We start from the raw sequence: 22,613 nt of genomic DNA, 5'->3' as shown, positions 1-22,613 counted from the left end.
GTGCGCCCGGTCGCCGTCGGCGAGACCGCGGTCCTCGACGTCGTCGTCACCGCGGCGATGACCGTGCACTTCGACGAGCTCGGCCCGGTGCACCCGGTCTACGCCACCTACGCGATGGCCAAGCACTTCGAGGAGGCGGGGCGGAAGCTGCTGCTCGGCCACCTCGAGCCGGGCGAGGCCGGGGTCGGCACCGCGGTGTCGGTCGAGCACCGGGCGCCGGCGTGGGTGGGCGACCGCGTCCGGGTGACCGCCCGCTGCACCGCGGTCCGCGGCAACCGGCTGACCTGCGCGTGCCGGGCCGTCGACGCGAGCGGCCGGGAGCTCGGCCGCGGCTCCACCGAGCAGGCGGTCCTGCCCGAGGAGGTCCTGGCGGCCCGCCTGGACCCCCGGGTCCGGGACTAGTCGTCGCCGCGGCGCACCAGGTGCACCGCCGCCTCCTCGGCCGACGCCGCCCCGCCGTCGATGCCGAGGTCCTCGCCCAGCAGCTCGTCCTCCCGGTCGACGACGCCGTCGTCGCCGACCTCGGCCAGCCGGCCCGCGCGGGCGTCGCCCACCTCGTCGTCGAGCAGCTCGCCGTCGCCGCCGGTGAGGTCACCGAGGCCGTCGCCGTCGGCGTCGTCCCAGGACCGGTCCGGCAGCTCCCGGGCGAGCCGCCCGGCGAGGCTCTCGCCGGTGGCCTCCTCCCGCTCGGTGGTGCCCCAGTCGGCCACCCCCCAGGGCCGCTCCGGCGGCGACCAGCCGGTGTCCAGGTCGCGCGGGCGACGGGGGTCCTCGAGGGTGTCCTCGGCCTCGAGCAGGCCGGTGGCCTCCTCGGGGTCGGTGCCGTCGGTGCCGTAGAGGTCGCGGTCCACGGTGGGGCTCCTCGGGTGCGGGCGGGGCGGACGGCGCTGTCGGGGCGGACCCACCCTGCCACCGCGGCGGGCGGGGCGGGAGGGCCGCGCGTGTGACCGAACGAGCAGTCCGGCCTGCGACCCCGCCGCCCGGACCGGCGGACACTGGAGGCAGCCGACCTCCAGGGAGACCGCCGTGGACACCACGATGACCACGCTGCACGAGCACTACGTCCGGCGGGTGAACGCCGCCGTCGCCGAGGACCGCACCGACCTCGTGCGCGACCTCTACGAGGAGTACTTCGAGGAGGCGCTGCGGCGCCTGCTCGAGACCTCCGCCCCCGCCTGACGCTCGGCCCCCGTCGGACACGGGACCTCTGGGGACGACGACCCCGGACCCCTGCCCGCCGCGCGCCCCGTCACGCGGCCGGCTCAGCCCGCGTCGGCCCAGGACCGCACGACCGCGACGTCGAGCGGGAAGTCGAGCGGGAACTCCCCGAACAGCAGCCGCCCGGCCGTGGCCGCGGCGGCCCGGACCTCCGCGACGACGTCGTCGGCGAGGTCGGCCGGGGCGTGGACGACGACCTCGTCGTGCAGGAAGAACGCCAGGTGCGGCCGCTCCTCCAGCCGCCCCTCCCCCAGCTGCCAGAGCCGGTTGCGCAGGTCGGCCAGCCAGCACAGCGCCCACTCCGCGCCGGTGCCCTGCACGACGAAGTTGCGGGTGAACCGCCCCCACGCGCGGCGGGCGCGGTCGGAGTCGCGGCCGCGGGGCTCGGGCGCCTCGCCGAGGTCGGCGTCGCGCTCGGCCCACGCGGCGCCCGGCGGCGGGGAGCCCCGGCCGAGCAGCGTGGACACGACCGCGCCGCGCTCCCCCGCCCGCGCCGCCTCCTCCACCAGCCCGATCGCCCGCGGGTAGCGGCGGGCCAGCCGCGGCACCATCCGCCCGCTCTCACCGCGGGTCCCGCCGTAGAGCGCCCCCAGCACCCCGACCTTGGCCTCGGCGCGGGTGGCCACCACCCCGGCGTCGACCATCCCGGCGTACAGGTCCCGCGAGCGGGCCGCGGCGGCCAGCGCGGTGTCGGCGCTCATGCCGGCGAGCACCCGCGGCTCGAGCTGGGCGACGTCGGCGACCACCAGGACCCACCCGTCGTCGGCGACCGCGGCCGGGCGCACCTGCACCGGCACCGACAGCGCGCCCCCGCCCGACGACGCCCACCGCCCGGTGACCACCCCGCCGGGGAGGTAGACCGGCCGGAACCGCCCGCCGCGCACCCAGGCGTCGAGCCAGCTCCAGCCGTTGGCCGCCAGCAGCCGGGCCAGCCGCTTGTACTCCAGCAGCGGCGCGACGACCGGGTGCTCGACCCGCTCCAGCGTCCACGACCGGGTGTCCTCGACCGGCAGCCCCGCGACCTGCAGCGCTTGCAGCAGCGCCGCCGGGGAGTCCGGGTTGAGCTCGGGGGCGCCGAGCGTGGCGCGGACCTCCCCCGCCAGCGCCTCCAGCACCGCCGGCCGCAGGCCCGCGGGCGGGCGCGGGCCGAGCAGCCCGGTGAGCAGCGCGTCGTGGGCGTCGGCCCGCCACGGCAGCCCGGCGTGCGTCATCTCCGCGGCGGCCAGCGCGCCCGAGGACTCGGCGGCCAGCAGCAGGCCCAGCCGCGCGCGCTGCGGGGAGGCGGCGAGCACGGCCTGCTGGCGGCGGTCCTCGGCGACCGGGTCGAGCGCGTCGGCGGGGTCGGCCAGGTGGAACAGCGCCGGGTCGTCCGCGGTCACCGGCTCCAGCGCCGCCCAGCCCGGGTCCGCCGCCGGCCCGGGACCGGCGTGTGGGGAGCCGCGCAGCACGGCGGCGCACAGCCGCAGGTCGGCGCAGCGCGCCACGCGGACACCGGCGGCCAGCAGCGCCGGGTACCAGCGGGTGGTGTCGTCCCAGACCCACCGGACGCCGGCCCGCTCGCGCTCCCGCACCAGCGCCGCGAGCCCGTCCGCGGGGACCTCGGCGACGGCGCCGTCGGCCTCGTGCACCGCCACCGCGTCCCCGCGGCGGCGCAGCAGGACCCGGTCCACCGCCGCAGTCTCCCCGACCGGGCCGACGGTCCCGCGGACCGCCGCGGGGGTCAGGACCGGTCGCCGGCACCCTCCGCGGCCACCTGGGCGGGTGCGCCGTCGGCGGACCCGGGCCCCAGCGACTGCTCGCCGAGCAGCACCGCGGCGGCCTCGACCGTGGGTGGTTCCTGGGCCGGGGCGGGCCCGGCCCCGGCCGCCGGGGCCCTGGGTGGCGGGGCCGGCCGGGTCACCGGGGCCCTGGAGTCCAGCACCGGCACGGCCGTCGGGTCGGCGTGGCCCCAGGCCCGCTCCACCTCGCCGATCAGCGCCTCCAGGTAGGACCGCAGCTGCGTCCGGCACGCCTGGCCGAACGCCTGCAGGTAGGCGACCTGCTCCTGCAGCTCCTCGGCGGTGCGGGCGTCCCCCGCGGCGGCCGGTGCGCCGCCCTCGGCGACGATCCGGGCCGCGGCCTCGTGGGCGGCCTGGATCATCGCGCCGACCTTCTCGCGCGCGGACTGCAGCTGCTCGTCGTACTGCTGCTGCGCCTCGCTGACCATCACCCGGCTGAACGTCTCCGCCTCCGCCACGTACTGGTCGGCGGTCTGCTGGGCGACCGCGAGCAGGCTCACCGCCTGCGCCGTCGGCTCCTCCCGGGGCTTCTCCTCGCCCACCTGGGCCTGCAGCTCCTGCACCCGGCCGCGCAGCTCGGCCTTCTCCGCGTGCAGGCGGGCCAGCTCCTCGCCCACCCGGTCCAGGAACCGGTCGACCTCGGCGTCGCTGTAGCCGGGGTGCAGCATCGACGACCGGGCGAACCGCACCTCGCGCACGTCCGCGGGCGTCAGCCGCCGGCCGTTGGAGGCCACCTGCTCGGTCGTCATGACGTCACCTCTCCATCGACATCGGGTCCGGGACGGCTGGGGGCGAACACCTCGGTGCGGATGCGGTCCCGGGGCAGGCCGTGCCGCAGCAACCGCTCGACGGTGTCGTCGACCATCGCCCGGGGACCGGCGACGTAGGCCTCGCGACTGCCCCACGGCCCGGAGCGCGCCACCACCTCGCCGACGTCGCCGTGCGCCCACTGCGAGTTCCCGTCCTCGGAGACGGCGACGGTCACGGTGAGCCAGGGGTTCTCCCGCTCGAGCCGCTCCAGGTCCGCCCGGTCGTACAGGTCGCTCTCGGCGCGGACGCCGACGAACAGGTCCACCCGCCGGGGCGTGCCGTTCCGGGCGACGTGGTCGACGATCGCCTTGAGCGGCGCCAGCCCCGTGCCCCCCGCCACCAGCAGCAGGTCGCGGTCGGAGTCGGCATCGAAGCGCAGGTGGTCCACCGGGGGCCCGAGCCGCAGCACGTCCCCGACGTCGACCTGCCGCACGAGGGCGGTGCTGACCGGCCCGCCGGCCTGGGCCCGCGCGTGGATCTCCATCTCGCCGTCGGGCCGGCAGGCGTTGGCCGGCGAGTAGTAGCGCCACAGCCGCGGCCGCAGCTCGGTCTCCAGCGAGATCGACTCCCCGGGACGGTAGGACAGCGGGATCTTCGTCCGCAGCCGCAGCACGGCGGTGTCGACGGTGCGCCGCTCGTGCGCCACGACCTCGGCGTCCCACCACGGCGGCTCGTCGGCCATCTCGTCGGCGGCCGCGACCATCACCGAGGCGACCAGCTCGTAGGCCGCCGCCCAGTCCGCGGCCAGCGCGTCGTTCCAGTCCTCGTCGAAGTGCTGCAGCGTGGCGAGCAGGCTCGCTCCCACCGCGGGGTAGTGCTCGGCCACCGTCCCGAACTTGCGGTGGTCGCGCCCCAGCTGCTGCAGGATCGGCACGAGGGAGTCGAGGTCGTCGACCCGCCCCACCACCTCGCCGAGCGCGGCGAAGAGCCGGTCGCGCTGGTGCGCCATCGAGACCGGGAACATCTGCCGGGTCTCGGGATGGGCGAGGAACAGGTGGGAGTAGAACCACAGCGGCGCCTCGTCGCCGGCAGCCGCGGCCTTGGCGAAGTTCGCGCGCATCGCAGGAATGTCCACAGTCGCCCCCCGTGGGCCGTCCGCTCGGCCGTGTGACCTGGCGCACACTAGCGAGCCCTCCGGACGGCGGCTAGCCCTCCGCGGCACCGCTCCGGTCGATTTCCGGACCCGCTCCTGGCAGGGTCGGTCGCAGGGGCGCCGGTGGGGGCACCCCTGCCCCGCGGACGGCGACGACGGGCGGGCACGGACACGGGGACCCAGCAGGTCACCGCGCCCGTCGGCCGGCCGAGGAGGACCGCATGCTGTCTGACCGCTCCCGTCCCGTGATCGAGGCGACCCTGCCCGTGGTCGCCGACAACATCCAGGAGATCGCCCGGCGCTTCTACGGGCACCTGTTCGGCGCCCACCCCGAGCTGTTCGACGGGGTTTTCAACCGCGGCAACCAGGCCACCGGGGAACAGCAGGTCGCGCTGGCCGGCTCCGTCGCCGTGTTCGCCAGCACCCTGGTGAAGACGCCGGAGCAGCTCCCCGAGCAGCTGCTGTCGCGCATCGCGCACAAGCACGTCTCGCTCGGGATCACCCCCGCCCAGTACGACGTCGTCCACGAGCACCTGTTCTGGGCGATCGTCGACGTGCTCGGCGACGCGGTCACCCCCGAGGTGGCCGCGGCCTGGGACGAGGTCTACTGGCTGATGGCCTACGCGCTGATCCACCAGGAGCGCGGTCTCTACAGCGCCCGGGGGGTGCGCCCGGAGACGGTGTGGCGGGACTGGGAGGTCGCCGAGAAGGTCGAGGAGACCCCCGACGTCGTCACGTTCCGGGTGCGGCGGATCGACCACCGGCTGGTCAAGACGTCGCTGCCCGGCCAGTACGTCACCGTCCAGGTGCCGCTCCCCGACGGCGTGCGCCAGCCGCGCCAGTACAGCCTCACCCGCGCCGACGACGGCGAGCACCGCCAGTTCTCGGTCAAGCGGGTGCGCGGCGGGGACAAGCCCGACGGCGAGGTCTCCAACCACCTGTGCGACCGGGTGCGGGTCGGTGACCGGCTGACGCTGTCGGCGCCCTTCGGCGACGTCGTCCTCGACGACTCCGGCCGCCCGGTCGTCTTCGCCAGCGCCGGCATCGGGATCACCCCGATGGCCGGGATGCTGTCCCACCTGGCCGCGGCGGGCTCCTCGCTGCCCGTCACGCTGCTGCACGCCGACCTGGACGAGGAGTCCTTCGCGCTGCGTCACCAGGTCCTCGAGGACCTCCGCACGCTGCCGGACGCCACGGCGCACGTCTGGTTCGAGCGGGGCGCGCAGACCTCGCTGCCCGTCGACGGCGTGCACGACGGGACGATGGACCTCGACGAGGTCGACCTGCCCGAGGGCGCCGCGTACTACCTCTGCGGGCCCCTGCCGTTCATGCGCGCGGTCCGCAGCAGCCTGATCGACCGCGGCGTGCCCGCCCGCGACGTCCAGTACGAGGTCTTCGGCCCCGACCTGTGGCAGGCCGACTTCACCTCCGAGCCGGCGCCGGGCGCGACGGCGGAGCCGGCGGGCGCGGGCCGGTAGCCGTCCCGGGCGGCACACTGGGCGGGTGCCCCCGACCGCAGCCGCCCGCCGCGGGGTGGTCCGCCTGCTCAACTCCTCCGCCGGGCGGGTCCTCTGCCTGGCCGGGGTCGTCGACGCGGACGCCGTCGAGGCGTTCTGGCGCTGCTACGGCCCGGAGCCGGTGCGCGTCGACGTCGTCGACGCCCGCTCGGTGACCGCCCTGTCGGCCTCCGGCCGCGAGCTCGTCGCCGACGTCCTCGAGGCGGCGGCGTGGCGCGGTCTCGAGGTCGTGCTGCGCCCGTCGGAGCCGGTGCGGCGGTCGCTGTCCGGGCGGCCGGCCTGACGCGACGAGCGTCACGGCCCGCGTTCACCTGGGCTTCACGCGCGGCGGGGACCGTGGGAGACGGCCGCACCCGCGGCCGACGGACGACGACGTCCCCCCGGACCACCTCGAGGAGACGCCATGAGCACGACCACGAGCACGACCACGAGCACGACCACGAGCACGGCCTCCCGCCGCACCCTCCGCAGCTGGCTGCGGCGCTTCGACGCCTACACGCTGCAGGTGTTCAACGCCGGGACGCCCGCGCGGCCCGGGACCCGCTGACCGACCGGGGCGGGGAGGCCCGGCCTCCCCGCCCCGCCGGTCACGCCCGCCGGCCCGCCGCGCCCTCGAGGATGCGGTGCGGGTCGGTCGCCGCGGCCAGCGCGGCCAGCCGGTCCCGGACGGCGGGCGTCGGGGTGCGGGCCAGCACGTCGGGCGCCGCCCCCCAGCCGTGCGCGGGCGCGCGGCCGCCGAGGTCGCCGCCGAGCGCGGCGGCCAGCTCCTCGGCGCAGGCACGGGTGGCCGCCCGGTCCTCGGCGCCGGCGCCGCCGACGACCCGCACCGCCAGCCGCGCGTCCCGGTGGCAGACGGCGCTGGGCCGCTGCGGCACCCAGCCGAGCGCGCCGCCGAGCAGCCGCACCTCGACCGTGCGCGGCCGGCTCCCGCCGGCCGCGCGCACCAGCTCCGCGACCGCGCCGTCGGAGAGGCGGTCGAGCAGCAGCGAGGACTCCACCCCCGCCCCGAGCGCGGGCGTGGCCAGGCCCGCCGGTCCGCGCGGCGCCAAGTCGGCGGCCCCGGGCGGTGTGGCCGCGCGCAGGACGTCCAGCAGCCCGTCGCCGTCGTCGGCCTCGCCGGTCCAGGCGAACCGGACGGCCACCGTCCCCTCGCCCCGCGCCGGCCGGGTGAGCACCAGCGAGGTGCCCGCCTGCGGCGGCAGCGCCACCGACCAGGTCCGCCACGCCTGCGCCACCCGCGCGCCGTCGGCCGCTTGCCAGCGCAGCTCGCCGCCGTAGCGCGGCCCGGCGGCCAGCAGCTCCAGCTCCACGGCGGTGACGACGCCGAGCGCCTCGCCGCCGCCGCGGACGCCCCAGTACAGGTCGGCGCCGTCGGCGGGGGTGACCCGGCGCAGCACGCCGTCGCCGGTGACCACCTCCACCGCCCGCACCCGGTCCCCGGCCAGGCCGTAGGTCCGGGCCAGCGGGCCGACGCCGCCGCCGGTGACCGTGTCCGCGACCCGCTCGGCGGCCGAGGACCCGGTGATCGGGGTCAGCCCGTGCCGGGTGGCCACCGCGGCCAGGTCCCGCCAGCGCACGCCGGCGCCGACCCGCGCCCAGCCGGCGGGCGACACGCTCACCCCGGCGAGCCCGGCGGGGTCCACCTGCAGCGCGCGGGCGCCGGCGCCGGTGCGGCCGGGCCCACGGACGGCCACGGCCACCCCGTGCCGGCCGGCCAGCCGCAGCGCGGCCACGACGTCGGCGTCCTCCGCGGCCCGCACCACCGCCCCGTCGGCCAGCACGGCCGCCGGCGAGAGGCGGGCGCGCAGGGCGGCGGTCAGGTCGGGCGGCAGGACGGCCGGCCGCGGGTCCGCGGCGCGGGCCGCGGGCGTGGAGGGGACGGACAGGGTGCTCACGGGGCTTCTCCAGGTGCGGGGGTCGGTGCACCCGGAGGGTCGTCGGCGGTCCTTGGTGCGCCCTTGGCGGCCGCTTGGGCAGCAGGTCACGGCCGCGACCGGGAGGTCACCGGCAGGTCACGCGGCGTCGCTGGCGCCCCCGCGGGCGTGTCCGGGCCCCTACCCTGCCCGGCGATGACCGCCACCTCGTACCGCGTGCTCGGACCCGTGGAGGTCTGGCGCGACGGGCAGCTCCTCGCGCCGCAGTCCCCGCGCCACCGCGCCGTCCTGGCCGCGCTGCTGGTCGACGCCGGGCGCACCGTCCCCGTCGACCTGCTCGTCGACCGCGTGTGGAGCGGCCGGCCGCCCACCGCCGTGTCGGCCACCCTGCAGTCGATCGTGTCCCGGCTGCGCCGGGAGCTGGAGCCCGACGTCACCGGCGGCCGCTGGACGCTGCTGGTCACCCGGGAGCCCGGCTACCGGCTCGAGGTCGCCCCCGAGGACGTCGACGCCGTCCGGTTCGTCCAGCTGCTGCGCACCGCCCGCGACCTGGCCGCCCGTGGGGAGGCCGAGGGCGCCCGGGCGACGGTGGCCGAGGGGCTGGCGCTGTGGCGCGGCCCGGCCTACGCCGACGTCGCGGCCACCTTCGCCGCCGAGGAGTCCGAGCGGCTCGAGCAGCTGCGGCTGGCCGCCCGGGAGCTGGCCGCCGAGCTCGACCTGCGGCTGGGCCGGCACGCCGAGATCGTCGACGACGTCCGGGAGCTGCTCCGCGCCGAGCCGCTGCGCGAGGGCCTGCGCGCCTCGCTGATGCTGGCGCTGTACCGCAGCGGCCGGCAGGCCGAGGCGCTGGAGGTCTACGACGAGGGCCGCCGGCTGCTCGCCGACGGGCTGGGCGTCGACCCGGGCCGGCCGCTGCAGTCGCTGTACGAGCAGATCCTGCGCCAGGACCCGGCGCTGGCCGAGCCCGTCCCGGTGCCCGCCGCGGCGCCCGCCCCCGTGCCGGAGCCCGCGCCGGCTCCCCCGGCGCCGGCGGTGCGCGCCCCGGGCCCCCTGCCGGTCCCGCTCACCGCCTTCGTCGGCCGCGGCGCCGAGCTCGCCCGGCTGGCCGCCGCGCTGTCCGGGCAGCGGCTGGTCACCCTGGTCGGGCCCGGCGGCAGCGGCAAGACGCGGCTGGCGCTGGAGGCCGCGCGCCGCCGGCCGGCCGGGTCGCCGCCGGCCGCGCTGGTCGAGCTGGCCGGCGTCGAGGACCCCGAGCTGGTCGCCGGGCAGGTGGCCACCGTGCTGGGCGTGACGCTGGCGGGCGGGGACCCGCTGGGCGCCGTCGCCACCGCCCTGGAGGACCGCCCGCTGCTGCTGGTCCTGGACAACTGCGAGCACGTCGTCGACGCCGCAGCCGCGGTGTGCGCCGCCCTGCTCCCCCGCTGCCCCGAGCTGCGGGTGCTGGCCACCTCCCGCGAGCCGCTCGGGCTGCCGGGTGAGGCGGTGCTGCCCTGCGGCCCGATGCCCGCCGACGCTCCCGGCAGCGACGCCGAGCGGCTGTTCCTCGACCGCGCCCGGCTGGCCGCCCCGCACCTGGCCGACCCCTCCGCGGAGGACCTGGCCCACGTCCGGGAGCTGGTGGCCGCCCTCGACGGCCTGCCGCTGGCCGTGGAGCTGGCCGCCGCCTGCCTCACCACCCTCCCGCTGGCCGAGGTCGCCGGCCGGGTCGACGACCGGTTCGCCCTGCTGTCGGGCGGCTGGCGCACCGCCGTGCCGCACCAGCGCACGCTCGCGGCCACCGTCCAGTGGAGCGTCGACCTGCTCACCCCCGCCGAGCTGGCCGTCTTCAAGGCCGTCTCGGTGCTGCCCGGCACCTTCGGCCCGGACCTGGTCGAGGCGGTGGCCGGACCGGAGGTCGACGGCCGGGCACTGGAGCTGCTGCGGGTGCTGGTGGCCAAGTCGCTGGTCGAGCTCGACCACGCGGCCGGGCGCTACCGGATGCTCGAGACGCTGCGGCAGTACGCCGAGCAGGCGCTGGACGAGCCGGCGTCCCGGCGGCTGCGCGACCGGCTGACCGGCTTCGCCGTCGCGCTCACCGAGCGGCTGGAGCCGACGCTGCGCAGCCCGCTGTGGACCGGGAGCGCCCGCCGGCTCGACGCCGAGCAGCCGGCGCTGCGGGCGGCGCTCGGGCACGCGCTGGCCACCGGGCAGGGCGAGGCGGCGCTGCGGATCGGCGGGGCGCTGGGCTGGTACTGGTACCGCCGCGGCCACGTGCAGGAGGGCCGCCGCTGGCTGGCCGCCGCGCTGGACGCCACCCCCGGCGCGCCGGCCGGCGTCCGCAGTGGCGCGCTGCTCGCCGACGCGCTGCTGGCCTACCTGTCCGGCGACGTGCCCTCGCTGTGGGCGCGGACCAGCGAGATCGCCGGGACCGCCGACGACGCCGACCCGGTGCTGCCCCTCGCCCTGGTGCTGCGCGGCTTCGTGCGGGCGCTGCTCGGCCAGCCCGACCCCGACGGCGAGGTCGGGGCGGACATCGCCCGCGGCCTGGCGCTGGCACAGGCGTCGGGCATCGAGTGGGTGCAGGTCGAGATCGCCATGACCCTCGGCCAGTTCTCGCGGGCCGCCGGCGACCTCGACGGCGCGCTGGAGCACCTCGGCCGCGCCGAGCGGCTCGCGCTGCGGCTGGGCCACTCGTGGGCGCACTCGTCGGTGCTGTGGATCCGGGCGAAGGCGCTCACCGACGTCGGCCGGGCCGCGGAGGCGCTGGCCGACCTGTGGGCGATGGTCGAGCTGACCCACCGCGAGGGCGACGCCACCGGCACCCTCGCCGGACTGCTGGCCGCCGTCGGCGCGGTCACCGCGTCGGGCCGGCCCCGCACCGCCGCGGTGCTGCTCGGCGCGGTGCAGGCCGTCGCCCGACAGGTCGGCTACGACCCGCTGCGGATGGACCCGGTCGACGGGCAGCGCTACGTCACCGCCACCCGCGAGGCCCTCGACGAGGTCGAGTACGACACCGCGCTGGCCGAGGGCGCGGTCCTCGACCGCGGCGAGGCGGTGGCCATGGTGGGCAGGCTCGCCGCGGAGACCCGCACCGCCGACCCGGTCCCCTAGCCGCCGGGCGGCCGCAGCCCGGCGTACAGGCGGGCGAGGTCGGGCAGCTGGAAGTGCGCGTTCAGCCCGCTCGGGTTGGGCAGCACCCAGGTCTCGGCGCCACCGACCGACACCGGCTGGCGGCCCCAGCCCGCGCGGGGCGCGCCGGTGGCGAGCCGCCAGGCCGTGAGCCCGAGGACCGCCAGCACCCGCGGCCGGCAGCGCGCGACCAGGCCGGCCAGCGCCGCCGCGCCCGCCCGCAGCTCCTCCGGGGTGAGCTCGGCCGCCGTCCGCGTGGGCCGGTCGACGAGGTTGGTCACCCCCAGCCCGTAGCGGGGCAGCTCGCGGTCCTCCTCCGGCGTCAGCCGACGGGGGGTGAGCCCGGCCAGGTGCAGTGCGGGCCAGAACCGGTTGCCCGGGCGGGCGAAGTGGTGGCCGCGCTCGGCCGACAGCAGCGACGGGTTGATCCCGCAGAACAGGACGTCGAGGCCAGGGGCGACGACGTCGGGCAGCGGCTTGCCCGCTCCCCCGGTCAGGGCTCCATCGCCCGCACCGCCAGCGCGGCCCCGCCGTAGACGACCGAGCTGGCCACCGCCCGCACCGTGGTCGACCGGCCCGAGCCGCGGGCCGCGACCAGCGCGGTGAGCACGTCGAGGAGGTTCGCCGTGGCGACCAGCAGCAGCCCCCGGTCCACCTCCTCCTGGGTCCGCGCCGTCAACCCCGCCACCGAGAGGGCCAGCGCGCGGCTGCCGAACAGCCGCTGCAGCTGCAGCCCCTGCGGCGTCGGGGGGACGCCGTACCCCGCGGCGACCGCCCGCGGGGCGAGGACGCTGACCGCCCCGAACGCCATGCCGGCGCCGCCGAGCGCCCGCGCCGCCGTCTGCTTGGACATCCCTGCGATGGTCCTGGCCACGGTGGTCTCCACTCCCCGACCCCGGCGGCCGGCCTGCTGGGCCGCCTGCCGCGAGCCAACCAGCCGCCCGCACGTCGCGCACGCGGGAGGGGGCGCGGTCACACTGGTCCGTGACCGCGCCGAGTCCTCGCGCGCGCCGTCCGGCCACCGGGGGTGCCAGCTGTCGACCGACCTCCTCCCGGCCGACCGGGAGACCCCGCTCGGGCGGATGCACAGCCGCTCGGCGGGCACGCCGCGCGACGGCGTCGCCGAGGTGGTGCTGGTGCAGGGCATCGGCGTGAGCGACTACCTCGTCCCCGCCCTGCGCGCGCTCGGGGCGTGGACGCGGGCGCACCTGGTGGAGCTGCCGGGCTTCTCGGGCAGCGGGGAGCCGCCGCACGAGCTGGACGTCGCCGAGTTCGGGGACGCGCTGGTGGCCTGGCTCGCCGGCGCGGGACTGGACCGCGTGGTGCTGGTCGGACACTCCGGCGGCACCCAGGTCGCGGCACGGGCCGCGCTCCACCGCCCGGCCGGCGTGCGGGGCCTGGTCCTGGCCAGTCCGACGGTCGACCCGGCGTTCCGCAGCCTCGGCGGGGTGCTGCGGGCCTGGTACCGCAACCACCGGCGGGAGCCGCCGGACCTCGACGAGGCCCACCGGCCGGAACGGCAGCGGGCCGGCACGCGCCGGGTCCTGCACGCCGTCCGGGCCCACCTGGCCGACCGGCTCGAGGACGTCGTCCCCCGGCTGGCCGTCCCGGTGCTCGTGCTGCACGGCGCGGACGACCTGCTGTGCACCGCGGAGTGGGCCCGCGCGCTGTGCCGGCTGGCCCGGGACGGCCGGTTCGCGTCCGTGCCGGGGGCGCACAGCTTCGTCTGGACCCACCCCGGGGCCTGGTCCGGCCCGCTCCGCCGGCTCGCCGGGGAGGTCGGCTGACGGCCGGTCAGTCGCCGGTCCCGCCGAGCCGGTCGACCGCCTCCCGGGCGACCTCGGGCGGGACGACGTGACCGCCGGCGAACTCGCGGTAGGTGACGTCGTACCCGTCGTCGCGGAGCGCAGGGACGATCTCGCGGCTGGTCCGCTCGACCGGCAGGACGTCGTCGGCGGTCCCGTGGGACACGAAGACCGGCGGCCGCCCGGTGCGCGCCGCCGGGGGCACGAACCCCGGTGAGAAGGCGACGACCCGCCGGAACAGCAGGCCGTTGGCCAGCCCCAGCCCGAGCGCGTAGGACGCGCCGTCGGAGAAGCCGGCGACGGCCACCCGGCCGGCGTCGACCGGCACCCGCCGGAGGACGGCGGTCAGCGCACGGTCGATCCCGGCGACGTCGGGCCCGTAGCCGCGCAGGACGGCGTCCCAGGTCGAGCCCCGGGAGGCCGGGGCGAGCAGCACCAGGCCGCGCTCGTCGGCGAGGGACTGCAGCAGCCCGAGCCCGGCGGCGGCGTCACCCCCCGCGCCGTGCAGGACGACGACGAGCGGCGCCGGGCCGGGGACCCCGGCGGCCGGGACGTGCAGCAGGGGGTCGCGCGTCTCCTCCAGGCCCAGCGCGGAGGTGCCCGGTGGCGGCGGCGGGAGGTCCGGTGGCGCGGTCGGGCGTGCGGTCAGGACGGCGGCCCCCTCGGCGCCGGGTGCGCCGGGGAGCCGGACCGCGCAGCCGGTCAGGACGGCCGCCCCGGCGACCCGGCCCGCCGCCAGGAGCAGCCGCCGGCGGGTGAGCGCGGTGCACGGGTGCCGCTCAGGCACTGACCTCCTCGTGGGTGTTCACCCCCGGGATCCGGCGGACCGACCCCCAGCCGAAGCGGGCCCACGCCACCAGCAGCGCCGCACCGACCAGGGAGCCGAGGGTGTCGCGGACGAGGTCGCCGTTGGTGTCGTCGTTGCCCTCCGACAGACGCGTGCCGAACCACGCGTCGGACCGCCACTCGTACACCTCCCACAGCGCCCCGATCGTGACGCCGAGGGCCGTCGTGACGACCGCGATCCCGACGTAGTGGCGCAGGTGGGTCTCGTCGCGGGGGTCGGGGACGACGTCGAGGCGGGCCAGCGCGATGTAGACGACGGGCGCGGTCAGCATCGGCAGCGTGACGTGCACCAGGTCGTCGAAGCGGACGAACCGGTCGTAGAGGCCCAGCGTCTCGCCGAACCCCTGCAGGACCATCCCCAGGGTCAGCGCGAGGTCGTACACCCGCGGCAGGTCGACCAGCCGCGCCAGGACCGTGACCGCCCCCAGGAACAGCAGGACCGCCGCGTCCCCCGCCCGCCCCGCCGCCGCGTAGGCGAGCCCGCCCGCGAGCAGCACCAACCGCAGGACGTCGATGCCGTCCCTCAGCACGGGCGTCCAGTCGCCCATCACCAGCCTGCGCACGTCCACGTCCCCGTCCCCGTCCCCGCCCCGGCCCGCCCGGTGGACGGGCCCCTCCGTCGGCGCCCGACCCACCGCGGGCGGCTCAGCGCGGCGGGTCGGCCTCCGCGCCCATCGCGTCGTCGACCGAGGTCTCGCCCTCGGTGCGACCGCCGCCGGCGTGGGCGACGTCCGGGCCGACGCTCGCGTGCGAGCCCTCGTCCTCCGGGCCGGCCTGCGGGGTCGGGTCGGTCTCGCTCATCGGTCCTCCTCCGGTCTGGTGGTGTCCCGCCCCCTACCCCGCCGGCGGCGCGCCACGCCGCCGGCGGGGTGCGGGAGCCGGGTCAGCCCAGACGCAGCACCGACATCACCCGGGCGGCCATCTCCGCCTCGCCGAGCGCGTTCGGGTGCACGACCACCGCGTTGGTGCCCTGCAGCACGGGCTCGACCCAGCGGACGCCGATCGGCTGACAGGCGTCGTGCCCGGCCGAGGCGCGGGACAGGTCGACGTAGGTGACACCCGTGGCCGCGGCCGCGCGCCGGACGGCGTCGTCGAGCGTGGTCTGCAGGGAGTGCAGGTAGGGGACGTCGCCCTCGGCGATCGGCATCCGGTCGAAGCAGCCGCCGGTCGGCGGGAGGATGGCGGGGTAACCGAGGATCGCGACCCGGGCCCGCGGCGCGGCCTCGCGCACCGCCGACAGCGCCTGCACCAGCGCCGGGTAGGTGGTGGTGCGGACGGTGTCCTCGAACGAGGTGCCGTAGGTGTCGCGGCACGGGCTGCCGCGGCCCAGCGTCAGCAGCCCGGCGGTGCCGCAGCGCAGGATCGACTCGATGAACACCCCGCTGTCGTTGCCGCCGATGGTCATGGTGACCAGCTGGGTGTCCGGGGACAGCGCCTGGAGCTGGGGCGGCACGCCGGGGTGCTGCGCGGTGGTGAGGTCCGAGGTGTCCGCGCCGCCGCAGGTGACGTCGGTCAGCTGCGCGCCGGTCGCCTGCGCGATCAGGTGCGGGTAGTTGCGGGTGGAGCGCAGGCACTGCGGCGCGGCGGTGGGGTCCGGGGGCAGCACGCCGGAGGCCGCGCTGTAGGAGTCGCCGAGCGCGACGTAGCGCAGCGGCCCCGGGGGCGCGGCCGAGGCCGGGGGGACGACGAGCAGGACGCCGGCGAGCGCGGCGAGCAGGACGGTCAGCAGTCGGCGCACGGACCACTCCATCGGGGCCGGGGGCAGGTCGCCGGGCTCAACGACGCCGGCCCGAGCGGGTGACGGCGGTCACCCGGTCCCGACGAGCGGCTCGACCCGGTGGGTCCGCACCCACGCCGCCGGGTCGTGGCGGCGCAGCACCAGCGGCAGGACGGCGTCGCGGACGGCGCGGCCCACGGCCGGCGGCGGCTTCGCGCTGCTCCGGCGGAAGCCCTGGGCGACCACCCGCTCCGCGCGCGCCCGCCGCCGCTCCTCGAAGGCGCGCAGGGCGTCGTCGAGCGGCAGGTCGCGCAGGCACGCGGCGAGGACGACGGCGTCCTCCATGGCCAGCGACGAGCCCTGGCCCGAGGCCGGCGAGGTCGCGTGCGCGGCGTCGCCGACCAGCACGGTGCGGCCGCGGGACCAGCGGGGCACGGTGGGCACGTCGTGCGTCGTCCACCCGCGCAGCGGCCCGGGGGTGGCCTCCACCAGGTCCACCAGCGGCGACCGGTCGCCGCGGAGCAGGTCGTAGAGCAGCGCCCGCCACCGCGGGTCGGGCGTGCCGGCGACCTCGCCGTCGGCCGGCTCCCGGGTGAGCGGCGGGTTGGCGAACCACCACGTGCCGCCGTCCGGCGCGGCGAGGTACCCGGCGAAGCAGCGGCGGCCGAAGACCATGGTCAGCCGGCCCACCTCGGCGTCGGCCGGCACGTGCGAGGAGTACCCGGCGGTGACCAGCACGGGCACGAACCGGGGCGGCGGGGCGTCCGGGGCGACCAGCGGCCGCACCGCCGACCGCACGCCGTCCGCGCCGACGAGCAGGTCCGCGGTCTCCGTGCGGCCGTCGGCGAACTCCGCGGTGACCCCGGCGGCGGTGTCCTCCGCCCCGGTCAGGCGGGAGCGGTAGCGGATCTCCACGCCCCGCCGGAGCGCCTCCGCGTGCAGGGTCCGGTAGAGGTCCGAGCGCTTCACCGAGATGCCCGCGTCGCGCCGTCCCTCCGTGTCCCCGGTGGTGGACGAGCCCAGGACCCGGCCGGTCCCGCTGCGGAACTCGATGGTGTGCGTGGGGAACCCCGCCGCCCGGACGGCGTCCTCGGCGCCGACGGCGCGCAGCGCGTCCAGCCCGTTGACCTGCACGCCGAGCCAGGTCCCCACGTCCCCCTCGGGAGCCGGGTGGGCCTCGTGCACCGTCGCCTCGATCCCCACCCGCTGCAGCGCCATGGCCGTCACCGGCCCCGCGACCCCGCCGCCGACCACGATCGCGCGCGTCATGCCCGGGATTGCCTCACACCCGGCGGCGCGCGCCAAGCCCCTGCCGTCCTCCCGTCTGCCAGCATCGGCGGGCACCGACCGCAGCACCGGGGGAGGCCGCCCGTGACCGACGCCCAGCGGATCACCCTGACCGGCGTCGCGATCCCCCCGGGTCCGGGCGGGACGCCGGGGCTGCGCGGGCTGCTCGCCGTGCCCGACGGCCCGGGGCCGTGGCCCGGTGTGGTGCTGCTGCACGAGGCCTTCGGCGTCGACGGCGTGGTGCGGCGGCAGGCGCAGCGGATGGCCGCCGCCGGCTGCCTGACGCTCGTGCCGGACCTGTTCACCGACGGCGGCGCGCGGCGGGCCCTGGTCCCGACGTTCCGCGCGGTGGACGCCGGCGGGGGGCGCCCGTTCGCCGACGCCGAGGCGGCCCGCGCCCACCTGGCCGCGCGACCGGACTGCACCGGCCGGGTCGGCGTGCTGGGGTCCAGCGTCGGCGGCGGACTGGCGCTGCACCTGGCGGCCCGCGGCTTCGACGCCGCGGCGGTGTTCTACGCGCGGCTGCCGCGGGACCCGCACACCGCGCTGCTCGGCGCCTGCCCCGTGGTGGCCGGCTACGGCGGCCGCGATCCGGGCCTGCGCGGCACCGCCGCGGAGCTCGCGACGGTGCTGACCCGGGTCGGCGTCCGGCACGACGTCCGCGAGTACCCGGGCGCCGGCCACGGCTTCCTGCACGACGCCCCGGTCGGCCCGCGGGTGCTGCGCCCCCTGCTGCGGGACGCGCTGCGGATCCGGCCGGACCCCGCCGCCGCGGCCGACGCCTGGGCCCGGACCGACGCCTGGTTCGCCGAGCACCTGCGGGGGCGGCCCCCGGCGGAGGTCCCGGCGCTCAGGCCGTCGGCACCGTGACGGGGGAGTCCGGCTGCCGCGGCGCCGGGACGACCGGCGCGCCGACGGCCTCCGGCGCGGCCGCCGGGCGGGCGGGCCGGCGGGGGAAGCCCGCGGCGAACACGTCCGGCAGCACGAACACGACGCGCTGCGGCTGCTCGGGGCCGGCGTCGACCAGGGCGCGGATGCGGGCCAGCTCGTCCTCGGCGGCCCGGGCGTCCTCCCACACCTCGTAGACCATCACCGACCGGGGCTGCCGGACGTGCCGGCGGGACAGGCAGTGCGGCGGCCGGTCGACGTCCTCCGGCAGGGCGCGGCGCAGCACCTCGTACTGCGCCGGCTCGACGTCGTTCCACCGCAGGTGCAGCACGAGGAGAGACACGGTTCCCCCTGGTAGTCGGTCCGTAGGTGCGGCACGGACGCTAGGGACGGCCGATCGGCACCGTCTGTACGCACTTGTGCGTATGCGCCGGGGTGCGGCGCCCCCTTGACGGCGCGGGGATCTCCGTTGACGCCGACCCGCGGGAGCGGCCACGCTCGTCCTGCACAGAGGGCTGCACACGCGACCGACGCGGGACCGGCGGGGGCCCGCGGGATCGTCGGAGGCCGGCGATGGAGCCTGTGGTCCGGGAGCTCACCGACCTGGTGGTGGGCCTGCTCGACGGCATGGTCGGCCCGCAGCTGCCCGCCGGCCCCGTGTTCGCCGTCCTGTGCCCCCGCCTGGAGGCGCCCGCCGCGGTGCTGCAGCGCACCGACTGGCGCACCGGCGCCACGGAGATCACCGCCACCGGCCTCGCCGGTGACCAGCTCGAGCTGCTGGTCGACGCCACGCACCGCATGCGCTCGGCGCACCCCCTGCTGACCGCCGTCGCGGCCGGGGACCTCACGCCCGCGACGGCGCAGGAGGCGGCCGGCGGCTGGCAGAGCTGGCGCCGGTCCCCCGCCCGGGGCGTCATCGCCTCGGTGTGCGGCTGGGACCAGCTGGTCAGCCTGCCCCTGCGGGGCGGGCCGGCCGAGGTCTGCGGCTTCGCCTTCGGCCGGCCCCGCCGCGACTTCACCGCGGCCGACCTCGAGCTGCTCGACGGCGTCGCGCCGGTGCTGCGGGCGCTGGACCGGCACGTGCGGACGGTGCGGGCCTGGCAGGACGGCGACGGGGACGGCGGCGCGCACGCCCGCGCGGCGGGCCTCACGTGCCGGGAGACGGCGGTCCTGCTGTGCCTGGCCGAGGGGCTGACGGCGACCGCGACGGCGCACCGGCTGGGCTGCTCGACCCGCACGGTCACCACGCACGCCGCGCGGCTGTACCGGAAGCTCGGCGTCCACGACCGGCTGACCGCGGTCCTCGAGGCGCAGCGCCGGGGCATCCTGCCCGCCCCCGCCGTGCCGGCCGGCTGAGCGGGGGGGTCAGCGCGGTGTCCGCCAGGGCAGCAGCCGGGGGTCCAGCGGCGCCCCGAACCAGCAGGCCATCCACCGCAGCCGGGCGCCGGTCGGCGACGGCCGACGGGCCGGACTCGGGGTCGGGGTCGGGGTCGGGGTCGGGGTCATGGCGTCCTCCCTCGGAGCGGCTGCCGGACGAGCCTCCGGCCGGCGGCGGCGCCCTCGCGTCGGGGGAAACCCGCGACCTGGTGGGCCGGGCGGCGGAGCTCGCGCGCGTCGACCGGCTCCTCGACGACGCCCGCGCGGGCCGGCCGGGCCTGCTCGTCGTCGAGGGCGAGGCCGGCATCGGCAAGACCGCCCTGCTGGAGGCCGCGGCCGCGCGGGCCGCCGGGTGCACGGTGCTGCGCGCCCGCGGGATCGAGTCCGAGGCGACGCTGCCGCAGGCCGTCCTGCTGGAGCTGCTCGGCCCGCTGCGCCCCCTGCTGCCGGAGGTCCCGCCGGGCCAGGCGGCCGCGCTCGCCGCGGCGCTGGGCTGGGGGCCGGCCGACGTCCCGGGCGAGCGGCACCTGGTCGCGGCCGGGACCCTCTCGCTGCTGGCCGCTGCCGCGGCGGCCGCGCCGGTGCTCGTCCTGGTCGACGACCTGCAGTGGGCCGACGCGGAGTCCGCGGCCGCGCTGCTGTTCGCCGCGCGCCGGGTGCACGGGGACCGGGTCGCGGTGCTGGTGGCGCGGCGGCCGGGGGCCGGCCCGCTGCCCGGCGCCGAGGTGCTCCCGGTGACCGCCCTGCCCGCCGACGACGCCCGCACGCTGCTGGCCGGGACCGTCGCACCCGCCGTGGCGCGCCGGCTGGCCGGCCGGGTCGGCGGGGTCCCGCTCGCGCTGCTGGAGGTGGCCGCGGCCCTGTCGCCGGCGCAGCGGGCGGGCACCGAGCCGCTGCCCGCGGACCTGCCGGTCGGCCCGGCGCTGTCCGGGGCGTTCGAGCCGGAGCTGGCCGGGCTGCCGGCCGGGGCGCGGGAGGCGGTGCTGCTGCTGGCCGCGGCCCACGACGGCAGCGCCGCCGCCGTCGCCGCGGCGCTGGCCCGGTCGGGCACCGACCCGGCCGCGGCCCTGGACGCCGCGGAGGAGCGGGGCGTCGTCGTGCGCGACGGGGACGCCCTGGCGTTCCGGCACCCGCTGCTGCGCAGCCTGGTGTGGCGCCGGGCGACGCCCGCCGAGCGCCGGCGGGCGCACCGCCTGCTGGCCGGGACCGCCCGGACCGGCGACGACCTCGCCGCGGTGTGGCACCGCGCGCTGGCGGCCGCCGGTCCCGACGACGCGCTGGCCGGCGAGCTGGCCGCGGCCGCCGGCCGGGCCCGGGCGCGGCGCGGGTACGCGGCGTCGTCGGCGGCGCTGGAGCGCGCGGCCGCGCTGACCGGGGACGCCGCCCGCGCCGCGGAGCTGCTCGCGGCCGCCGTCCGGGACGCCGCCGTCGGCGGGGACGCCGTCCGTGCGCGGGCGCTGGCCGGTGCCGTCCTGCGCGGCGCGGCGCCGGCGGCCGCACGGGCGGAGGTGCTGTACGTCCTGGGCCGGGTCGAGCAGGACACCGGCTCGGTGCCGGCCGCGGGCGACCTGCTGCGCGCGGCCGCCGACCTCGCCACCGGCCGCACCGCCGCCTGGGTGCTCACCGACCTCGCCGTCGTCCAGCACCGGCTCGGTGACGTGACGGGCATGCGGGCGACGGCGCGGCGGATCGCGGCCGCCGCGGACGCCGGCGACCCCCTGCAGCGGGTGCTCGCGGCGTGGGTCACCGGGGTCGCCGCCCTGCACGCCGGCGACCCCGACCGCGGACGGCGGCTCCTGCACCGGGCACTGGAGACGGCGGAGGGCGAGCCGGGGCTGCGCGCCGAGCCCCGGCTGCTGCCGCTGCTCGTCCTCGCGGTGGGCTGGCTGCCCGACCCGCCGGCCGCCGTCCCCGTGGTGGAGCGCCGCCTGCGCGAGGCCCGGGAGCTCGGGGCCCTGGGGGTGCTGGTCGCCGTCCTGTCGATGACCGCCCACGGCCGGGCGGAGCTGCTGGGCGACCACCCGGGCGCCTACGCCGACGCCGGCGAGGCGGTCGAGCTCGCCGAGGAGCTGGGCTACGTCGCCGACGCCGCGCCGGCCCTGGAGCTGCTGGCGGAGGAGGCCGCGGCGCGCGGGCGGCACGGGGAGGCGGCGGCGCACCTGGACCGCGCCCGCGCGCTGGTCGCCCGGGCCGGCACGGCCGCCGTCGCGGCCCACCTGACCCTCTCCGAGGCGTTCTGCGCGCTGTGCCGCGGCGACCTCGCCGCGGTGGCCCGGCTGCTGGAGGGGCGGCTGGCCGCCGACGGCGGGGTCGGCGCGCTGGGCGAGCCGCTGGGCGTGGCGCCGCTGCTGGTCGAGGCGTGGACGGGGCTGGGCCGGGCCGCCGAGGCCGCGGAGCTCGCCGGGGAGTACGAGCGGGTGTCGCGGTCGCCGCTGCCGCCGACCGCCGCGCTGGTGGCCCGCTGCCGGGCGCTGACCTGCCCGGACGACGACGCCGCGACGGCGCTGTTCGAGGGGGCGCTCGCCGCCCACGCGCTCGCGCCGGACCCCTTCGAGACCCCGCACACGCGGCTGCTGTTCGGGGCGAGACTGCGCCGCTCGGGTCAGCGGACGCGGGCGCGGGCGGAGCTCGCCGCGGCGGCCGACGCCTTCGCCGCGCTGGACCTCACGGCCTGGGCGCAGCGCGCCGAGGGCGAGCTGCGCGCCACCGGGCGGACCGCGCGCCCGCGCCGGCCGCTGCCCGAGGAGCCCCTCACCGCGCAGGAGACGCGGATCGCCGTCCTGGCGGCGCGGGGCGCCTCGAACGCGGAGGTCGCCGCGGCGCTGTTCCTCAGCCCGAAGACCGTCGAGCACCACCTGAGCAGCGTCTACCGCAAGCGCGGGCTGCGCTCGCGCGTCGGGCTGGCGGCGCTGTTCCCGCCCGCGGGCTGAGGGCGGGTCAGCCCGCCCGGTCGAGGCGGCCGGCCAGCCGGTCGACGAACCGGTCGACCGGGCGCGGCTGCTCGCCGGGCGGCAGGGGCTCGGCGGGGGTGAGCACCCACAGCACGGCGTAGAGCACCAGGCCGGCGCCGCCGGCGAGGGTCAGGGCGACGGCGGCGGCGCGCCACAGCACCGCGTCGACGCCGGTGTAAGCGGCCAGCCCGCCGCAGACGCCGCCGAGCATGCGCTCGGTGGAGCTGCGTCGCAGCGGCGGCCGGTTGCCGGTGTACGAGGTCGGGATCGTCATGGCACCAGGCTCCCGCCGCCGGGCCCCGCGGCACATCGGGGAAGGCCCGGAGAGCGCACCCGGACCCGAC

Annotated in this window: 24 protein-coding genes; 10 read left to right on the top strand and 14 right to left on the bottom strand. The window is 78.9% G+C overall.

The genetic code is table 11. From position 1 onward, the window contains the following. Entirely contained in the window at positions 1-402 is a 402-nt protein-coding gene (locus tag ACI79Z_RS07255) for a thioesterase family protein (RefSeq protein WP_387988872.1), read from the top strand. On the opposite strand, the gene ACI79Z_RS07250 is transcribed toward ACI79Z_RS07255, so the two are convergent. Then, entirely contained in the window at positions 399-851 is a 453-nt protein-coding gene (locus ACI79Z_RS07250) for a DUF5709 domain-containing protein (protein WP_387988871.1), read from the bottom strand. The genes ACI79Z_RS07255 and ACI79Z_RS07250 overlap by 4 nt on opposite strands. Positions 852-1,026: 175 nt before the next feature. Between ACI79Z_RS07250 and ACI79Z_RS07245 the strand changes: the two genes are divergently transcribed. Beyond that, entirely contained in the window at positions 1,027-1,179 is a 153-nt protein-coding gene (locus tag ACI79Z_RS07245) for a hypothetical protein (protein ID WP_387988870.1), read from the top strand. Positions 1,180-1,262: 83 nt separating this feature from the next. Here ACI79Z_RS07245 and ACI79Z_RS07240 read toward each other — a convergent pair whose 3' ends face one another. Genes ACI79Z_RS07240 through ACI79Z_RS07230 form a run of 3 tightly spaced genes read right to left on the bottom strand, consistent with a single transcriptional unit; the run spans position 1,263 to position 4,866 of the window. Then, positions 1,263-2,888 (bottom strand): bifunctional 3'-5' exonuclease/DNA polymerase, encoded by a 1,626-nt coding sequence (locus ACI79Z_RS07240; protein ID WP_456902186.1) that lies wholly within the window; start codon positions 2,886-2,888, stop codon positions 1,263-1,265. Between the two features lie 50 nt (positions 2,889-2,938). Further along, positions 2,939-3,745, bottom strand: a complete 807-nt coding sequence (locus ACI79Z_RS07235) for a DivIVA domain-containing protein (RefSeq protein ID WP_387988868.1) — start codon at positions 3,743-3,745, stop codon at positions 2,939-2,941. Then, positions 3,742-4,866, bottom strand: coding sequence for a globin domain-containing protein (locus tag ACI79Z_RS07230; protein WP_387988867.1), 1,125 nt, complete (start codon positions 4,864-4,866; stop codon positions 3,742-3,744). The genes ACI79Z_RS07235 and ACI79Z_RS07230 overlap by 4 nt, the downstream gene beginning before the upstream one ends. 254 nt (positions 4,867-5,120) lie before the next feature. Here ACI79Z_RS07230 and ACI79Z_RS07225 point away from each other — a divergent pair, with 254 nt between their 5' ends. From ACI79Z_RS07225 to ACI79Z_RS07215, 3 genes are all read left to right on the top strand, one after another. Beyond that, positions 5,121-6,377 (top strand): globin domain-containing protein, encoded by a 1,257-nt coding sequence (locus ACI79Z_RS07225; protein WP_456902185.1) that lies wholly within the window; start codon positions 5,121-5,123, stop codon positions 6,375-6,377. A 25-nt stretch (positions 6,378-6,402) separates the two neighbouring features. After that, complete coding sequence (locus ACI79Z_RS07220; RefSeq protein WP_387988865.1) at positions 6,403-6,699, top strand: hypothetical protein; 297 nt, start codon at positions 6,403-6,405, stop codon at positions 6,697-6,699. A gap of 120 nt (positions 6,700-6,819) precedes the next feature. Next, positions 6,820-6,963, top strand: coding sequence for a hypothetical protein (locus tag ACI79Z_RS07215; protein ID WP_456902184.1), 144 nt, complete (start codon positions 6,820-6,822; stop codon positions 6,961-6,963). Between the two features lie 40 nt (positions 6,964-7,003). On the opposite strand, the gene ACI79Z_RS07210 is transcribed toward ACI79Z_RS07215, so the two are convergent. Continuing rightward, positions 7,004-8,311, bottom strand: coding sequence for an FAD-binding oxidoreductase (locus tag ACI79Z_RS07210; RefSeq protein WP_456902183.1), 1,308 nt, complete (start codon positions 8,309-8,311; stop codon positions 7,004-7,006). 174 nt (positions 8,312-8,485) lie between these two features. Here ACI79Z_RS07210 and ACI79Z_RS07205 point away from each other — a divergent pair, with 174 nt between their 5' ends. After that, a complete protein-coding gene (locus tag ACI79Z_RS07205) occupies positions 8,486-11,380 on the top strand; it encodes a BTAD domain-containing putative transcriptional regulator (RefSeq protein WP_456902182.1) in 2,895 nt (964 codons plus the stop codon). On the opposite strand, the gene mug is transcribed toward ACI79Z_RS07205, so the two are convergent. Together mug and ACI79Z_RS07195 are read right to left on the bottom strand one after the other, a co-directional pair. After that, the gene (gene mug / locus ACI79Z_RS07200) at positions 11,377-11,871 is read right to left on the bottom strand and encodes a G/U mismatch-specific DNA glycosylase (protein ID WP_387989012.1); all 495 of its coding nucleotides are present in this window, start codon (positions 11,869-11,871) and stop codon (positions 11,377-11,379) included. The two genes, ACI79Z_RS07205 and mug, sit on opposite strands and share 4 nt — an antisense overlap. 20 nt (positions 11,872-11,891) lie before the next feature. Further along, on the bottom strand, positions 11,892-12,251 hold the full coding sequence (locus ACI79Z_RS07195) for a hypothetical protein (protein ID WP_387989016.1): 360 nt from the start codon (positions 12,249-12,251) through the stop codon (positions 11,892-11,894). Between the two features lie 229 nt (positions 12,252-12,480). Between ACI79Z_RS07195 and ACI79Z_RS07190 the strand changes: the two genes are divergently transcribed. Then, positions 12,481-13,185, top strand: a complete 705-nt coding sequence (locus ACI79Z_RS07190; protein WP_456902181.1) for an alpha/beta fold hydrolase — start codon at positions 12,481-12,483, stop codon at positions 13,183-13,185. Positions 13,186-13,192: 7 nt separating this feature from the next. Here ACI79Z_RS07190 and ACI79Z_RS07185 read toward each other — a convergent pair whose 3' ends face one another. The 5 genes from ACI79Z_RS07185 to ACI79Z_RS07165 all read right to left on the bottom strand — a co-directional run bounded on the left by ACI79Z_RS07185 (position 13,193) and on the right by ACI79Z_RS07165 (position 17,035). Then, a complete protein-coding gene (locus ACI79Z_RS07185; protein ID WP_456902180.1) occupies positions 13,193-13,990 on the bottom strand; it encodes an alpha/beta hydrolase in 798 nt (265 codons plus the stop codon). Next, positions 13,983-14,618 (bottom strand): hypothetical protein, encoded by a 636-nt coding sequence (locus ACI79Z_RS07180; RefSeq protein ID WP_456902179.1) that lies wholly within the window; start codon positions 14,616-14,618, stop codon positions 13,983-13,985. Before ACI79Z_RS07180 ends, ACI79Z_RS07185 begins: the two co-directional genes overlap by 8 nt. 76 nt (positions 14,619-14,694) lie before the next feature. Then, a complete protein-coding gene (locus ACI79Z_RS07175) occupies positions 14,695-14,850 on the bottom strand; it encodes a hypothetical protein (protein ID WP_456902178.1) in 156 nt (51 codons plus the stop codon). A gap of 82 nt (positions 14,851-14,932) precedes the next feature. Then, complete coding sequence (locus ACI79Z_RS07170; RefSeq protein WP_387988857.1) at positions 14,933-15,787, bottom strand: SGNH/GDSL hydrolase family protein; 855 nt, start codon at positions 15,785-15,787, stop codon at positions 14,933-14,935. 69 nt (positions 15,788-15,856) lie between these two features. Continuing rightward, on the bottom strand, positions 15,857-17,035 hold the full coding sequence (locus tag ACI79Z_RS07165; RefSeq protein ID WP_387988856.1) for an FAD-dependent monooxygenase: 1,179 nt from the start codon (positions 17,033-17,035) through the stop codon (positions 15,857-15,859). A gap of 102 nt (positions 17,036-17,137) precedes the next feature. Here ACI79Z_RS07165 and ACI79Z_RS07160 point away from each other — a divergent pair, with 102 nt between their 5' ends. Further along, entirely contained in the window at positions 17,138-17,923 is a 786-nt protein-coding gene (locus tag ACI79Z_RS07160) for a dienelactone hydrolase family protein (protein ID WP_456902177.1), read from the top strand. Here the strand turns inward: ACI79Z_RS07160 and ACI79Z_RS07155 are convergent. After that, on the bottom strand, positions 17,904-18,284 hold the full coding sequence (locus ACI79Z_RS07155; protein WP_387988854.1) for a hypothetical protein: 381 nt from the start codon (positions 18,282-18,284) through the stop codon (positions 17,904-17,906). The genes ACI79Z_RS07160 and ACI79Z_RS07155 overlap by 20 nt on opposite strands. A 230-nt stretch (positions 18,285-18,514) precedes the next feature. Here ACI79Z_RS07155 and ACI79Z_RS07150 point away from each other — a divergent pair, with 230 nt between their 5' ends. Together ACI79Z_RS07150 and ACI79Z_RS07145 are read left to right on the top strand one after the other, a co-directional pair. After that, positions 18,515-19,297, top strand: a complete 783-nt coding sequence (locus ACI79Z_RS07150; RefSeq protein WP_387988853.1) for a helix-turn-helix transcriptional regulator — start codon at positions 18,515-18,517, stop codon at positions 19,295-19,297. 230 nt (positions 19,298-19,527) lie between these two features. Next, entirely contained in the window at positions 19,528-22,248 is a 2,721-nt protein-coding gene (locus ACI79Z_RS07145) for an AAA family ATPase (RefSeq protein ID WP_456902176.1), read from the top strand. 7 nt (positions 22,249-22,255) lie between these two features. Here ACI79Z_RS07145 and ACI79Z_RS07140 read toward each other — a convergent pair whose 3' ends face one another. After that, positions 22,256-22,543 (bottom strand): PspC domain-containing protein, encoded by a 288-nt coding sequence (locus tag ACI79Z_RS07140; RefSeq protein WP_387993053.1) that lies wholly within the window; start codon positions 22,541-22,543, stop codon positions 22,256-22,258. Between the last annotated feature and the right edge of the window lie 70 nt (positions 22,544-22,613).

It is taken from the genome of Geodermatophilus sp. SYSU D00663 (genome assembly GCF_054050655.1).
This window is presented reverse-complemented; position numbering and strand designations above follow the sequence as displayed.

Coding starts and splice junctions, on each gene's coding strand:
- ACI79Z_RS07235 (WP_387988868.1), bottom strand. CDS start 3,745: ATGACGACCGAGCAGGTGGCCTCCAACGGCCGGCGGCTGACGCCCGCG.
- ACI79Z_RS07230 (WP_387988867.1), bottom strand. CDS start 4,866: ATGCGCGCGAACTTCGCCAAGGCCGCGGCTGCCGGCGACGAGGCGCCG.
- ACI79Z_RS07225 (WP_456902185.1), top strand. CDS start 5,121: ATGCTGTCTGACCGCTCCCGTCCCGTGATCGAGGCGACCCTGCCCGTG.
- ACI79Z_RS07215 (WP_456902184.1), top strand. CDS start 6,820: ATGAGCACGACCACGAGCACGACCACGAGCACGACCACGAGCACGGCC.
- ACI79Z_RS07205 (WP_456902182.1), top strand. CDS start 8,486: ATGACCGCCACCTCGTACCGCGTGCTCGGACCCGTGGAGGTCTGGCGC.
- ACI79Z_RS07195 (WP_387989016.1), bottom strand. CDS start 12,251: ATGTCCAAGCAGACGGCGGCGCGGGCGCTCGGCGGCGCCGGCATGGCG.
- ACI79Z_RS07190 (WP_456902181.1), top strand. CDS start 12,481: ATGCACAGCCGCTCGGCGGGCACGCCGCGCGACGGCGTCGCCGAGGTG.
- ACI79Z_RS07175 (WP_456902178.1), bottom strand. CDS start 14,850: ATGAGCGAGACCGACCCGACCCCGCAGGCCGGCCCGGAGGACGAGGGC.
- ACI79Z_RS07165 (WP_387988856.1), bottom strand. CDS start 17,035: ATGACGCGCGCGATCGTGGTCGGCGGCGGGGTCGCGGGGCCGGTGACG.
- ACI79Z_RS07150 (WP_387988853.1), top strand. CDS start 18,515: ATGGAGCCTGTGGTCCGGGAGCTCACCGACCTGGTGGTGGGCCTGCTC.
- ACI79Z_RS07140 (WP_387993053.1), bottom strand. CDS start 22,543: ATGACGATCCCGACCTCGTACACCGGCAACCGGCCGCCGCTGCGACGC.